This window comes from Azotobacter bryophylli, assembly GCF_042643485.1.
Lineage (GTDB): Bacteria > Pseudomonadota > Gammaproteobacteria > Pseudomonadales > Pseudomonadaceae > Azotobacter > Azotobacter bryophylli.
This window is the reverse complement of record NZ_JBHRSJ010000029.1, coordinates 162948-176035: the sequence shown is the minus strand read 5'-3', so window position 1 is coordinate 176035 and position 13088 is coordinate 162948. Positions and strand designations below refer to the sequence as shown.

At 67.3% G+C, this 13088-nt stretch carries 14 protein-coding genes; 9 read left to right on the top strand and 5 right to left on the bottom strand.

All coding sequences use genetic code 11. The annotated features are described in order from the left end of the window. Window positions 1-5 precede the first annotated feature (5 nt). From ACFOJE_RS13870 to ACFOJE_RS13855, 4 genes are all read left to right on the top strand, one after another. The gene (locus ACFOJE_RS13870) at window positions 6-485 is read left to right on the top strand and encodes a GNAT family N-acetyltransferase (RefSeq protein ID WP_377814977.1); all 480 of its coding nucleotides are present in this window, start codon (window positions 6-8) and stop codon (window positions 483-485) included. Between the two features lie 360 nt (window positions 486-845). Then, the gene (locus ACFOJE_RS13865) at window positions 846-1385 is read left to right on the top strand and encodes a hypothetical protein (RefSeq protein WP_377814976.1); all 540 of its coding nucleotides are present in this window, start codon (window positions 846-848) and stop codon (window positions 1383-1385) included. A gap of 65 nt (window positions 1386-1450) precedes the next feature. Beyond that, window positions 1451-1780 carry a hypothetical protein gene (locus ACFOJE_RS13860; protein WP_377814975.1) on the top strand — a complete coding sequence of 110 codons (330 nt, stop codon included), beginning with the start codon at window positions 1451-1453 and terminating at the stop codon, window positions 1778-1780. A gap of 211 nt (window positions 1781-1991) precedes the next feature. After that, window positions 1992-2210: a YdcH family protein gene (locus tag ACFOJE_RS13855; protein WP_377814974.1), complete on the top strand. Its 219-nt coding sequence runs from the start codon at window positions 1992-1994 to the stop codon at window positions 2208-2210. 120 nt (window positions 2211-2330) lie between these two features. On the opposite strand, the gene ACFOJE_RS13850 is transcribed toward ACFOJE_RS13855, so the two are convergent. After that, window positions 2331-3479, bottom strand: a complete 1149-nt coding sequence (locus ACFOJE_RS13850; protein ID WP_377814973.1) for a glutamate-cysteine ligase family protein — start codon at window positions 3477-3479, stop codon at window positions 2331-2333. Window positions 3480-3862: 383 nt separating this feature from the next. Here ACFOJE_RS13850 and ACFOJE_RS13845 point away from each other — a divergent pair, with 383 nt between their 5' ends. The 3 genes from ACFOJE_RS13845 to ACFOJE_RS13835 all read left to right on the top strand — a co-directional run bounded on the left by ACFOJE_RS13845 (window position 3863) and on the right by ACFOJE_RS13835 (window position 5330). Next, on the top strand, window positions 3863-4438 hold the full coding sequence (locus tag ACFOJE_RS13845) for a chalcone isomerase family protein (protein ID WP_377814972.1): 576 nt from the start codon (window positions 3863-3865) through the stop codon (window positions 4436-4438). 78 nt (window positions 4439-4516) lie between these two features. Continuing rightward, window positions 4517-4825, top strand: a complete 309-nt coding sequence (locus ACFOJE_RS13840; RefSeq protein ID WP_377814971.1) for a DUF6482 family protein — start codon at window positions 4517-4519, stop codon at window positions 4823-4825. A 184-nt stretch (window positions 4826-5009) separates the two neighbouring features. After that, window positions 5010-5330, top strand: a complete 321-nt coding sequence (locus ACFOJE_RS13835) for a hypothetical protein (RefSeq protein ID WP_377814970.1) — start codon at window positions 5010-5012, stop codon at window positions 5328-5330. 70 nt (window positions 5331-5400) lie between these two features. Here the strand turns inward: ACFOJE_RS13835 and phrB are convergent, their stop codons facing one another. The 3 genes from phrB to ACFOJE_RS13820 are packed head-to-tail and all read right to left on the bottom strand — an operon-like array spanning window position 5401 to window position 8752. Then, window positions 5401-6840 carry a deoxyribodipyrimidine photo-lyase gene (gene phrB, locus ACFOJE_RS13830; protein WP_377814969.1) on the bottom strand — a complete coding sequence of 480 codons (1440 nt, stop codon included), beginning with the start codon at window positions 6838-6840 and terminating at the stop codon, window positions 5401-5403. A 5-nt stretch (window positions 6841-6845) separates the two neighbouring features. Continuing rightward, window positions 6846-7787, bottom strand: coding sequence for a MerR family transcriptional regulator (locus tag ACFOJE_RS13825; protein ID WP_377814967.1), 942 nt, complete (start codon window positions 7785-7787; stop codon window positions 6846-6848). 2 nt (window positions 7788-7789) lie between these two features. Further along, the gene (locus ACFOJE_RS13820) at window positions 7790-8752 is read right to left on the bottom strand and encodes a YbgA family protein (protein WP_377814965.1); all 963 of its coding nucleotides are present in this window, start codon (window positions 8750-8752) and stop codon (window positions 7790-7792) included. A gap of 581 nt (window positions 8753-9333) precedes the next feature. Here ACFOJE_RS13820 and ACFOJE_RS13815 point away from each other — a divergent pair. Both ACFOJE_RS13815 and ACFOJE_RS13810 read left to right on the top strand, forming a co-directional pair. Then, on the top strand, window positions 9334-10599 hold the full coding sequence (locus ACFOJE_RS13815; RefSeq protein WP_377814964.1) for a GGDEF domain-containing protein: 1266 nt from the start codon (window positions 9334-9336) through the stop codon (window positions 10597-10599). A gap of 104 nt (window positions 10600-10703) precedes the next feature. After that, window positions 10704-11465 carry an EAL domain-containing protein gene (locus tag ACFOJE_RS13810; protein WP_377814963.1) on the top strand — a complete coding sequence of 254 codons (762 nt, stop codon included), beginning with the start codon at window positions 10704-10706 and terminating at the stop codon, window positions 11463-11465. 18 nt (window positions 11466-11483) lie between these two features. On the opposite strand, the gene ACFOJE_RS13805 is transcribed toward ACFOJE_RS13810, so the two are convergent. Beyond that, window positions 11484-12833 carry a methyl-accepting chemotaxis protein gene (locus ACFOJE_RS13805; protein ID WP_377814962.1) on the bottom strand — a complete coding sequence of 450 codons (1350 nt, stop codon included), beginning with the start codon at window positions 12831-12833 and terminating at the stop codon, window positions 11484-11486. Window positions 12834-13088: the final 255 nt, after the last annotated feature.

Sequence of the window (13088 nt, the reverse complement as noted above, 5' to 3'; positions counted from 1 at the left end):
GGTCCATGGAATATTCGGACCTGGCGGATGTGCTGAGAATCCAGTCCGTCTGTTACACGGAACTGGTCCCCGAGTCGGAATCCTCGTTCGTCGCCAAATTGCGGGCCTCGCCCGCCACCTGCTTCGTCGCCTCGCGCGGCGGCGAAGTCGTCGGCTACCTGTTCTCCATCCCCTGGCATTTCTCCACGCCGCCGCGCCTGGACATGCAGGTCTGCGAACTGCCGGAAAGCCCCGACTGCCTCTATCTCCACGACCTGGCCATCGCCCCCGTGGCGCGCGGGAGCGGCGTCGGCCAGGCCCTGGTCGCGGCCTTCCTGGAGACCTTCGAGCGCCTGAAGGTCGAGCGCGCCAGCCTGATCGCCGTGCAGGGCTCCATGCCCTACTGGCGGCAGTACGGTTTCCAGGCGGTCGAGGCGTGCGACTCCATCCGCACGAAGCTGGCCAGCTACGGCAGCGATGTCGAATACATGACGCTGTTGAAATAGGGCCGCTGGCGGACCCGGCGGCTGCGGCTCGTCGGGTCCACTCGTCCAGCTTTCCGTTCCCCCGACGCTGCCGGCGTCGCTCTGTGGATGACCTGCCCGCTGCGGCCGTATCTGCGGAGCCGGCCGGCAGTGGTTATCGGTCGAGATGTGAACGGGTTGGGCTTCAATGTTTTGGCAAAATGCCATTATCGATCCGTGTCCAATTGAACATCGTCTTCGCCCTATAACGAGGATGCGCACTTCCTCTTTGGGCGGATGAATCTTCCTTAGCAACTTATACGGATAGCGCCGAATTCGATTTTTCCCGGAAAAGTCCGCTTTTTCGGAGTTCGCTCTTCTGCCACGGAGGCATCGCTTGCAATGAACAAGAAAGAAATCAAAGCCCAGGTGAAAGAACTGATTTCATCGGGCGTTCCCAAGCCGGAAGTATTCGCCAAACTTTCGGGCAAAGGGCTCAAGGACAATCAGCTCGCCCATCTCATCGCGTCATACGCCGACCCCTATCTCTGCGATCTGCACGATCGCAAGATCAACGTATTGATCACCCTCATGTTCATCCAGGCCGTGTTCGCCCTGCTCGCCGGCTTCGGCATCGGCGCGCAGATCGGGCCCAACGCCCAGCTGATCTTCGCCGCACTGTGCGCTCTCGTGCCATTGCTGTTCGCATTCGGCTTCTACAAGCACATGGCCGGCGCCTACAACGCCTACATCCTGCTCGCCATCATCAATCTTCCCCGGCAGCTCGAAGGATTCTCGTCGAGTCCCGCCGTGACGTCCGTGGCTTTGGCGATGAGCGTCGGCATGCTGGGCTATGTCTGGTATGTCCGCCAGAAGATATTCCCCGACTTCTCTTTCATTTCGCCGAAGAAGATCAAGGGACAATATGTGTTTTCCAGCTGACGGTCGGTCGGGGCGAGCGCGGGAATAGTTTGGATTCGGTCACTTGAGATACGCAGGGAGCGCGAATGGATTACTTGCCAAATAGAATCCCGCTCGGGGAAAGACTGATAAATATCGTTCTGTCCTCGGGCCTGCTCTTGTATGGCGGCTACGGACTCCAGGTGAACGATCTCTATATCCCGGGCAAAAGAACGTCGGGCGTGCACCTGCACGATGAACCGGCACTGCTGATGTATGCGGCGTTCGTCTGCGGCTGCCTTGTCATGCTCTCCGTCGTGGTGGATCACTACGACGAACGGAACAACGAGCAGAAATACCGGGCGTTCGCGAAGGCGTTCAAATGGCTGGGCTGGGGTTCGTTTGTCGCCTCGCTCGTATGGCACGTCGCGGGATAGCCCGTGCCGGTACGGCGGGGCGATCGTGCGCCACCGGGCGGGCCGCTCCGATTCCCCCGGCGGCATGACGCCGATCAATAGCCCCCAGGCTCCCGGCTGTCAGGATGCGATTGAGACCTGTGTCACCGTTCACCCGGCGCCGCGGTGCTCTCCGGCATGGATAGCCCATGCATCTGCCTTGTCAGCAACAGCCAAGAATCCAGGAGTTCCGATGTTTCCCGAATACCGCGATCTGATCACCCGTCTGAAGACCGAAGATGCGCATTTCACCCGCCTGTTCGACGCGCACAACGAACTCGATCAGCGCATCAAGAACATGGAGGCCCATATCGAGCCGGGTACGCCGGAGGAGATCGAAAAGCTGAAGAAGGAAAAGCTGGGCCTCAAAGACCAGATGGCCGATATCCTCAGGAAGGCCTCCGCAGCCTGATTCCCGCCAGCTCCCCGCCGTCCGGCGGGGAGCGCTTTCGATTCCGCCCGTAGAACCTCTTCCCATCCTGCCCGGCCGCGACAACGGCGACCGGTCGATCCGCCGTGCTCGCCATGGCCATCACGCCGAAGCCCGCGGTCGCTCCAGGGTGCTCGACAGCCCGCCCGGGTGGTACATCCGGCCGCTGGCGCGCAGGGCGTGGGCCGGGGTGCTGCGGCTGGCGAGCAGATGCGCCAGGGGCAGCAGAGACATCACCGCGGTGTCGTCGCCGGCGCGGTCGAGGGCGGCGGCGGCGGAGTCCAGCAGCCGGCGCGCGCCATCGCGAATCCCGCGGTCGTCGAAGGCGGCCAGCGCGGCCCGCCGGTACAGGGCCAGATCCGGCTGCTCGCTGCGACCGCGCAGGTCGTCGGCCAGGCAGATGCCGGTCAGCAGGTGACAGCAGGCGGTCAGCAGCTCCACCGAGGGCATGGCGTCGAAGGCCTTGAACTCCAGGCGACCGACCTCCCGCGGCAGCCGCGCCGAACGGGTCAGGACGGACTGCCCGGCCTGGGCCGCATGGATTTCCGGCTCGCAGTAGAGCTTGACCGCCGGGCGGCAGGCGCAGCGCAGCCAGGTGCGGCGCGACCAGCCGTGCCAGGGGGCGCCGGCATAGTAGGGCGAACTGAAGCTGAAGGGCACGAGGTAGGGTGCGTAGTAGTTGAGCTTGCGTGCCGCGTCCAGGCTGCTCGCCAGGCTCCAGCCCGGCAGCGAGAGGTTGATGTCCGGGCCGTAGGTCAGGGTCGAAACCTCGCTGCCGTCGTACTCCCGGTCCTCCGCCCGCAGCCGGGTCTCGAAGGCGTTCAGCGGCGGGTCGAACTCGTAGCGCTCGTGCTGCGGATTGAGGCCGGCGATGGCCAGGCCGAGTCCGTGGCGCTCCAGCCGCTGCGCCAGCTGCGCCTCGATCTCCAGCAGCCGCGCGATGGCGTTCTCCACGCCGTTCTCCGGCGGCGTGCGGATCTCCACGCCCTTCACCGCCAGGGTGCGGAAACTGCCGTCGGGGTGGTAGCGCTCGTCGCCCTCCAGGTACCAGTAACCGCTGCGGATGCCCATGTCGCCGACGGCCAGGCCGGGATCGTCGAGACCGGGCTTGTCGGCGAGCTGGGCGCTGAGCTGGCGGAAGTCCAGGTCGCGGAAGTCCCGCAGGCGGCCGGTGCGCAGGTCGATCAGCAGGTATTCGAACTCGATGCCGCAGAGGGCGGAGGACAGCGCGGGGTACCGGTACAGCTTCATCGCAGATCTCCGTGGTCGGTGACATGCGCCTGCCGGTCGACACCGGCATGCCTGGTGTGCCCTGCCACGCCCGCCGTCGGCGGAGCGCGACTTCGCCGGGGGAGCCAGCCCCGCTCGCGATGGTTATCAGTGTGGCATCGATTCGCCCGGCGTGCGGCGGGGACGAGCGGTCATGGGGTCGCAGGAGCGGTACGGGACTTGCGAATTTCGGTCCCTTGACCTGTGCAAAATCATTAGTCGCGTATTAAGTTTAATCGAGGGGCTTCGCTGGCATGATGCTGATCAGGTACCCAGCATCGGTCGTTGGAGTCTGTCCGGGGTTGTCGAGACAGCGGTATGACCCGACCGATGGCTCGTCTTAGTCCAGCCAGGGAGGATGCGCGATGAATGACCGTTTAGACCGCCAAGCCCGTTCCGGGCACTGGTTATGGATGCTCTGTCTGCTCAGTTGCGGTGCCTTCGCCGACAACAAGTGGCAGGAGACGATTCCCGATGCCCGGCTGGTCGGCAGCGGCGAGCTGCGCCTGTTCGGCGAGCCGATCTACAGCGCGCAGCTGTTCAGCCCGGTCCAGCCGCCGAGCGAGGAGGCGCCCTTCGCCCTGGAGCTGACCTACCACCGGCGAATCGAGCGCGACCGGCTGGTCAGCGTCAGCCTCGAGGAGATCCGCCGCCTGTACGGCGAGCAGGTGAGCCCGGAACAGCTGGAGCAGTGGCGCGGGGAGATGCTCCAGGCCTTCACCGACGTCGAGCCGGGCGAGCGCATCGCCGCGGTGTTCCTGCCGGGGCAGGGGATGCGCTTCTACGTCGGCGGCGAGCTGCGCCACGAGGTGCACGACAGCGACTTCGCCCGCGCCTTCTTCGCCATCTGGCTGGATCCCCGCGCGCGCCATCCGGGGCTGCGCGAACGCCTGCTGGGCGCCCTCGGCTGCGTGGCGGCGGAGGCGGAGCGCACCTGTTGACGCGAGATTCACCCGCGGCGGCCGTTCGCTTCGCCGGCGCAGCCGCCGCTTCGTCCGAGAAGATGTGAGGAGAAGCCGATGAATCTGGAGCTATTGCACGCCGAAGCCGGCGCCGGCCGGCTGGAGTCCCTCGAACTGATCGCCATCGAGGGCGGCATCTACGTGTTGCAGGCGTTGATTGCCGGGCAGCGGCGGACGCTGATCGACGATGCGGGGAGTATCTGGCGGCTGCGCTCGACCACCCAGGCGCGCAACCTGCTGGAGAAGCTGCCGGCACGGGTACCGTTCCATCTGGTGCAGTGCGTGGTGCACAACGAGATGTGCGGCTTCGACGACGGCCCGCAGCAGCCGCTGCGCACTCCCATCTCCCAGGATGCGGCCTGGTAGATGGGCTCGCCTGAGCCCTGCCGCCTCTCGGTCCCGCGCCGTCGGGTGGTTTGCCGCCGGTAATTTCGTCCGAACGTTCGCACCTCTCCCGCAGTCCGAATCCAGAGCCCGCCGCCAGGCGCGCTCCGTACCGGCGTGCCCCCTCCGCTGGGGCGCCGCCATCCATCCGACCGGAGGATTCACGATGAAGCTTCGAGCATTGTTCGCGACCGGAATTGTGTTGGCCAGCTCGGCGGCCTTCGCCGCCAAGGATCAGTGCCACGACTACCTGCAGCAGGTCGACCGGGAGATGTCATCCCGTGGGGGAGAGCTCGAGAAGGAGTACAAGGACGAAGCCAAAATGCACCTCAAGCAGGCCCGGGATGCGCAGAAGGCCGGCGACACCGAGGGCTGCGTGATGCACGCCAAACAGGCCATGGAGGTGCTCGGGGGCCAGGAGGGCAAGGGTCGTGGCTCCCCCACCGAGGGCAACTTCGAGAAGGGCGGTTCGGGCTCGAACTACTAGGCCAGGGCGGCGCGGGCCGGGGCCGATGCCCGGCTCGCGCCGCTTTTCTGGAGCCGTCCGCGCACCGCGCTCAGGCCGGGGCGGCTTCCAGCTGCGGCAGTTCCTGGAACGCCCGCAGGACGCGCTCGCGGCTGCGCGCCAGATCGATGATCGGGCGCGGGTAGTCGGGACGGCCGAACAGTCCGCCGGCGGCGACCGGGTTGTGGATGTCGCGCGGCCCCAGATCCGCCAGCTCGGGCAGCCAGTGGCGGATGAAGGTGCCGTTGGGGTCGAACTTCTCCGACTGGGTCAGCGGGTTGAACACGCGGAAGTAGGGCGCCGCGTCGGTGCCGGTGGAGGCGCACCACTGCCAGCCGCCGTTGTTCGCCGCCAGATCGCCGTCGATCAGCTGGCGCATGAAGAAACGCTCGCCCTCGCGCCAGTCGATCAGCAGGTTCTTGGCCAGGAACATGGCGACGATCATGCGCAGGCGGTTGTGCATCCAGCCGGTGGCGCACAGCTGGCGCATGGCCGCGTCGATGATCGGGAAGCCGGTGCGGCCCTCCTGCCAGGCCGCCAGTTCGTCCGGCACCTGGCGCCAGGGCAGGGCCTCGGTTTCCGGGCGGAAGGCGCGACCCCGCGAAACCCGCGGGTAGCCCACCAGGATGTGTTTGTAGAACTCGCGCCAGAGCAGTTCGCTGATCCAGGCGACGGCGCCCGGGTTGCCGCTCTCGAACTCGCCGCGGTTGCCGCGCAGGGCGGTGTGCAGGCATTGGCGCGGGGACAGCACGCCGGCGGCGAGGTAGGGCGACAGCTGGCTGGTGCCGTCGATGGCGGGGAAGTCGCGCTGCTCCCGGTAACCGGCCAGGTGCTCCTCGGCGAACAGCGCCAGACGGTGCTGGGCGGCGATCTCGCCGGCCGGCCAGAGCCGGCGCCGGGCCTGGTCGGGCAGGTCGAAGCCGGCCACGGCGGTCGGTACCGCATCGCTGGCGATCGGCAGCGGCGCCTGGGCGGCGGGCGTGGCGAGCAGTTCCGGCAGCTCGCCGTAGAGACGCTGGTAGCAGGCCCGGCGGAACTGGCCGAAGACCTGGAAGTAGCCGCCGGAGCGGGTCAGCACGCTGCCCGGGCGGAACAGCAACTGGTCGAGGTGGCTCTCGAAGGCCACGCCCTGCGAGGCGAGGGTCTCGGCGACCGCGCGGTCGCGACGGCTCTCGTGGATGCCGTACTCCTCGTTGACCCGCACGCAGGCGACGCGATGCGCCCGGCAGACCTCGTCGAGCACCCGCGGCGCCTCGCTCCAGAACTCGGCGTGGCGGACCAGCAGCGGCACGTTGAGCTGCTGCAGCTTGACCTGCAGGGCGGCCAGGTTGCGCAGCCAGAAGTCGACCTTGCACGGCGCGTCGTCGTGCTCCCGCCACTGGCCGGGGCTCACCAGGTAGAGGGCGATGGTCGGCCCGGCCGCCATGGCGGCGGCGAGGGCGCTGTTGTCCTGCACGCGCAGGTCGCTGCGGAACCAGATCAGTTGATGCATGGACATCATCCTCGGATGTTGCCGAGCAGGCCGCGGTCCTGCAGGTAGCGCAGGGCTTCCAGCGGGTCTTCGGCGAGGTGCAGGTCGTCGGTTTCGAGCAGTGCGTCGCGGTGGATGCTGGCCGCCGGGCCGCACAGCAGACGCGGCCGGCCGAGGTTCTGCTGCAGCAACTGCAGCTGCGCCGGCCCGAGCGCCTGGCTGCTGTAGAGCAGCACGCCGTGCGGCTGCAGGCGCTCGATGGCGAGGGCCAGTTCGGGCGCGGGCAGCGGCCAGTCGAACACCTCCACCGGGCATTCGGCGTTGCTCGCCAGCCAGGCGCAGAGCCACAGGCCGGCCTCCATCGGCAGTTCGGAGAGGTTCAGCAGCAGCAGCGGCGCACCGCTGTGCAGGCGGTTGTTGTGATAGAGGCGCGCGCCCAGCTTGCTGCGCAGCCAGGAGAGGAAGAACACCTGTTCGGCGCGGGCGCCCGTCTGGCTGCGCCAGCGCAGCTGCAGCTCGTCGAGCAGCGGCAGGAGCAGTTGCCGGCACAGGGTCGCCGGCGGGTAGAGGGCCATGGCGTGGTTGAAGCTGTCGTCCAGCGTCCGCTCGGCCAGTCGGCCGATGGCGTCGAGCAGCTGGCGGCGCTGCTCGCGCCAGGGCGAGCTTTCGTCGCCGGGCGGCGGCAGGCCGTCGCCGAGCAGGCTCTTGACCTGGCCGACCGCCACGCCGCGCTCGAGCCAGGCGAGGACCTCGCGGATCTGGCCGACCTGCGCCGGGGAGTACAGACGATGGCCCTTGGGCGTGCGCCGCGGCACGATCAGGCCGTAACGGCGCTCCCAGGCGCGCAGGGTCACCGGGTTGACGCCGGTCTGCCTAGCCACTTCGCGGATCGGCAGCAGGCCCCGGGCGAGGGCGGCGCGGTAGTCGTCGAGGGGGGCGCCGGCCCCCGGATCGAAGGTGTCGTTCATGGTCAGATGGCGTTGCGCAGGCCGAGCTCCTCCGGGTGCGGCTGCAGATAGGCCTGCCGCTCGATGTAGGCGTCCGGATGGAGTCGGAAGTGGTGTTTGATCAGGGTCAGCGGCACCACCAACGGGATGATGCCGCGCCGGTACTGCTCGATCAGATGGTGCAGCTCCTGTTTCTCGGCGCCGCTCAGGAAGCCCTTCAGATAGCCGCACAGGTGCTGCAGGGCGTTGCTGTGGGTGCCGCGGCTGGCGGTCTTCTTCAGGGCCGCCATCAGTTGGGTGAAATAGCGCGGCGCCAGCTCCTCCAGCGACTGCCGGCTGCAGCCGGCGACCAGGCGGCCGAGCGCCCGGTACTGCACCGGACAGGTCGCCATCAACTGGTACTTGTAGCGGGTGTGAAAGTCGATCAGCGCCTTGCGGCTCAGCCCCGAACGCAGCAGACGCTGCCATTCGGCGTAGGCGAAGACCCGGGTCAGGAAGTTCTCGCGCAGCACCGGGTCGTTCAGCCGGCCGTCTTCCTCCACCGGCAGCTCCGACCGGGCGCGCATCAGCGCGGCGGCGAAGATGCCGCGGCCGCCGCCCTCGGACGGTACGCCGTTCTCCTGGTAGACCTTGACCCGTTCCATGCCGCAGGACGGCGATTTCTGCATGAGGATGAAGCCGCAGACATCGTCCAGCCGCTCGGCCGTTTCCCGGCCATAGTCGTCCAGCGCCCCGGTCACGTCCAGCGTGCGGTTCACCGAGCCCAGAGCGCGCGGATTGGTCGGGTTGCCGACCAGGCGGATCGGCTCGCGCGGTGCGCCCAGGCCGATGGCCAGCTCCGGGCAGAGCGGGACGAACTCGAAGTGGCGGGAGAGGATATCGCTGCACAGGCGCGATTCCTTGTGGCCGCCGTTGAAGCGCACGGGTTGGCCGAGCAGGCAGGCACTGATGCCGATCTTGATGGAGCCGGAGGCGAACGCGGACATGGCATGACCTCTTATGTGTACAGCACGGCTGCTTTTGTATAAGTATGCACAAGGATAGGAGTTTTGTTATACAAGTCAAACACTGTGTATAGGTTTTGTGTAGGATTGACGGCCGAAGGATGCGTGATGCCCTGCCGGGCAGAAGGCGAGGCGCGAATGCCATGGCGCGGGCCGGTGAAGTTGCTTGTTCGGATCGGCGAATAAAACGTGACTTGAGTCACATCAGTGCGGTCTATCGGAATCGGCCCGATGATGGCCGCAGTCCGAGGGGCGGACGCGCGGTGGTTCCCGCGACGGCGCCCTGTTCGAGGGGCCGTTCTTCGGGGCGTTCCATGGGGCTACCCTGTAGTCGCAGTGAAGCGGGATTGCCGCCGGGTCAGGTGATCGGCCCGGATCGCGTTTCTTGCTGGGGAGTTTCGGCAGGGGCGGCGAAGACGTTTGGCTTTCGGCCCCATATCCCGCGGTTCGCGCGGGTTATATGCTAGGCGGTATCGTCCGGCCCCGGTCCGGGGCTGGTGACTCAATCATCTTGGAAAGCAGAAGAAATGCGGGTTTCCGGCAGCACTCCCGAAGTCGAGGCCATGGGCGCAGTTGCGCAGCTGATGGCGTCGGATGATCTGGGCGTTCTCATTGTCCGCGTCGATGGCGTGATCGACTACGCCAACCTTGCCGCCTGTCGAGTGCTGGGGACCGAGCCGCTGGCCGGTCAGCGGCTGCAGGCGCTCGGGCCGCTGAGCGACGCCGAGGACCGGCCACTGGCCCTGCAGGACTTCACCGCACAGGTGCTCGACGAGAATCGCCCGATCAACGACCTGATCGTCGGGGTGTGCGTCCAGGGGGACCGTCGCTGGCTGCGCGTGCACGTCCTGCGCAGCGGCGCGGCCGGCGAGGGGCCGCCGCGTCTGCTTTTGCTGCTGCTGGACATCACCGCCTCCCGGCAGCAGGAGCTTTCCATGTTCGGCCGCTTCAGCCAGGTCCTGGACGCGGCCCCGGTCGGCATCTGCATCATCGACGAGGAGGGCCGCTTCGAGCACGTCAATCCGGCCTACCAGCAGCTCTCCGGCTATACCGCCGCCGAACTGGTCGGCCAGCTCCTCACCCTGGTGGTGCCGGAGGAGGCGCGGGCGGAGATCGCCGAGCGCCATCGCCGTTTCATCGAGACCGGCCAGGAGCCGCGCAGCGAGCAGCAGTTGGTCACCCGCGACGGCAAGCCGCGGGTGGTCCTCTCCGAGTCCTGCCGGATCAGCGGGCCGGACGGCCGCTACCGACGCATCAGCTTCGTCATCGACATCACCGCGCGCAAGCTGCTGGAGCAGAAGCTCGAGGAGCGCAACCGCGAGCTGGAGGAGATGGCCTCCACGGACAGCCTGACCGGCCTGTGCAACCGCCGGCGCATCCTCGACATCATGCACGAGCGGGTGGAGGTGGCCAGGCGCTATGGTCGTCCCCTGGCAGTGATGATGATCGATCTGGACTTCTTCAAGACGATCAACGACAGCCACGGGCATCCGGTGGGCGACGAGGTGCTGGTAAGCTTCGCCCGCCTGCTCAAGTCCTGTGCGCGGGACAGCGACAGCATCGGCCGCATCGGCGGCGAGGAATTCGTGCTGGTCATGCCGGAGAGCACGGCCGAAGGCGCCTGCAGCTTCCTCGAACGGCTGCGCACCGAGTGCGCCAGGCTGCGCTTCTCGGCCAAGGGCCTGCGCCTGAGCTTCAGCGCCGGGGTGAGCATCTACGCCGAGGGCGACAACGTCCCCAGCCTGCTGCGCGGCGCGGACAAGGCCCTCTACGCGGCGAAGGGAGAAGGGCGCGGGCGCTATTGCGTATCCGGCCAGAGCCCCCGCTGAGGCGACCGTGGCGCGAGCCATCGAATCCATTGCTCGCGGCTCCGGCCGCGACGCTTCCTGTTGATCGAGAACCCTCGTCTGACGGCATCCGGAAAACCCTCGCCATGACCGAAACCAGCCTGCCTCCCTCTCCCTGCCGCGCCTGTCGCGACGGCAAATCCCTCGATTTCGACTTCAGCATGGCCTTCCAGCCCATCGTCGACCTGCGCGAGCGGCGCCTGTTCGCCTACGAGGCACTGGTGCGCGGTACCGACGGCAGCGGCGCCGCGACGATCCTGCAGCGGGTCGACGGCGACAACCGCTACGCGTTCGATCAGGCCTGCCGGGTCAAGGCGGTGGAGCTGGCGGCGCGCCTGGGCATTCCCTGCCACGTCAGCATCAACTTCCTGCCCAACGCGGTGTACCAGGCGGCCACCTGCATCCGCGCCACCCTGGAAGCGGCGCAGCGCTTCGGCTTTCCCACCGAGCGGATCGTCTTCGAGATCACCGAGAACGAAGAGCTGGTGGACAAGGAGCACCTGAAGAGCATCATCCGCGAGTACCGCCGCCAGGGCTTCAAGACCGCCATCGACGACTTCGGCGCCGGCTATTCCGGGCTCAACCTGCTGGCCGAGTTCCAGCCCGACATCATCAAGCTGGACATGGCGCTGGTGCGCGGCGTGGACGCCGATCCGGTGCGTCGGGCCATCGTCCAGGGAATCGTCGGGGTGTGCCGGGCGCTGAACATCGAGGTGATCGCCGAGGGGATCGAGACCCCCGGCGAGCTGCGCGAGCTGCAGGCGCTGGGCATCCACCTGTTCCAGGGGTACCTGCTGGCCCGGCCCGGTTTCGAGTGCCTGCCGGCGGTGGAGTGGCCCGCGGCCTGAGGCGCCGCGGGAGCCGGCTCAGGCGCCGCTGGGCGCCTGCTGCTGGCGTTCGACGGTGCGGGCGAACTGGCCGATCACCTCGACCACCTTCTGCGCGCCCTGGTGGATGTCGAGGATCACCGCGCCGGCCTCGTTGGCCAGTTTCACCCCCTGCTCGGCCTGGCGCGTGCCCGCTTCCATGCTGCTGACCGCGAGCTGGGCCAGCTCCTGGTTCTTGCGCACCACCTCGGCGATCGCCTGGGTCGCCTGGCTGGTGCGGGCGGCCAGGTTGCGCACCTCCTGCGCCACCACGGCGAAGCCGCGGCCCTGCTCGCCGGCCCGCGCCGCCTCGATGGCGGCGTTCAGCGCCAGCAGGTTGGTCTGCTCGGCGATGCTGCGGATCGCCACGACAATGGCGCCGATTTCGTCGGACTGCGCGTTCAGCGCGCCGATGTTCTGGGCCACCCGCTGCAGTTCCGTGGCGATGTCCTGCACCACGTTCACCGTCTGCTGGACCACCTCGGTGCCCTGGCGGGCGTGCCGGTCGGTCTGCAGGGAAGTCTCGAAGGCCAGCGTCGCGGCGCGGGATTCGGCTTCGCGCTGTTCCACCTGCTCGGTGACGTCCGAGGCGAACTTGACCACCCCGTAGAGCCGCCCCTTGACGTCGTAGACCGGGTTGTAGGTGGCCTGCAGCCAGATGGTGTTGCCGGCCTTGCCGACGCGGCGGAACAGTCCGCTGACGAATTCGCCGCGCCGCAGCTTGGCCCAGAACTGGGCGTAGGCCGGACTCTGCGTCTCGCTCGTCGGGCAGAACCGGCTGTGGTGCTGGCCGCGGATGTCCTCCAGGCGGTAGCCCATGACCTTGAGGAAGTTGGCGTTGGCGTCGAGCACTTGGCCCTGCAGGTCGAACTCGATGACCGCCATGGAGCGGTCGATGGCCTGGGTGAAGCTCGCCTGGGTCTGCATGCGCAGGGTGCGCTCGGTGACGTCCGAGGCCAGCTTGAGGATGCGGGTCACCGTGCCATGGCGGTCGCGCACCGGCAGGTAATTGGCCTCCAGCCAGACTCTGCGTCCGTCCTTGGCCAGGCGCAGGACCTGGTCGCTGAAACTTTGGCCCTCGCGCAGCCGCTGCCAGAAGCGTGCGTATTCCGGGCTGTCGGCGAACTCCTCTTCGCACAGCAGACAATGGTGCTGGCCGCGCAGCTCGTCCAGCGAGTAGCCGAGCAGGTCGAGGAACAGCGGGTTGGCGTCGAGGATCAGGCCGTCGGGGCTGAACTCGATCATCGCCATCGCCTGGCGCAGGGCTTCGCGTTCGGCCGCGAGTTCGCGGCCGTGCGGCTGTCGCTCGAGTAGGGTAGCCAGCCCGGTTTTTGTTTTTAGGGAGAACATCTCATGCTCCTGCTAAACGCATGGGTTAGGGGGCACAGGTCCTTCTGGGGATGGGGAGGCGCCGGCAGCCGTTCCGTGCCGGTTGCGGGACTGTGCCTCGGGTTTGATGCCATTCCGACATGTCCTGCCTTTGCGCAGGCTACGCTGCCGCAAAAAATTGTACAATATTTTAGTTTTGTATAAGGTTGTTATGCGCTCGTCATCGACTTGTTCGGGCGGCAACCCCCGAGCCGCGCATGCTGACAGGGGACATGG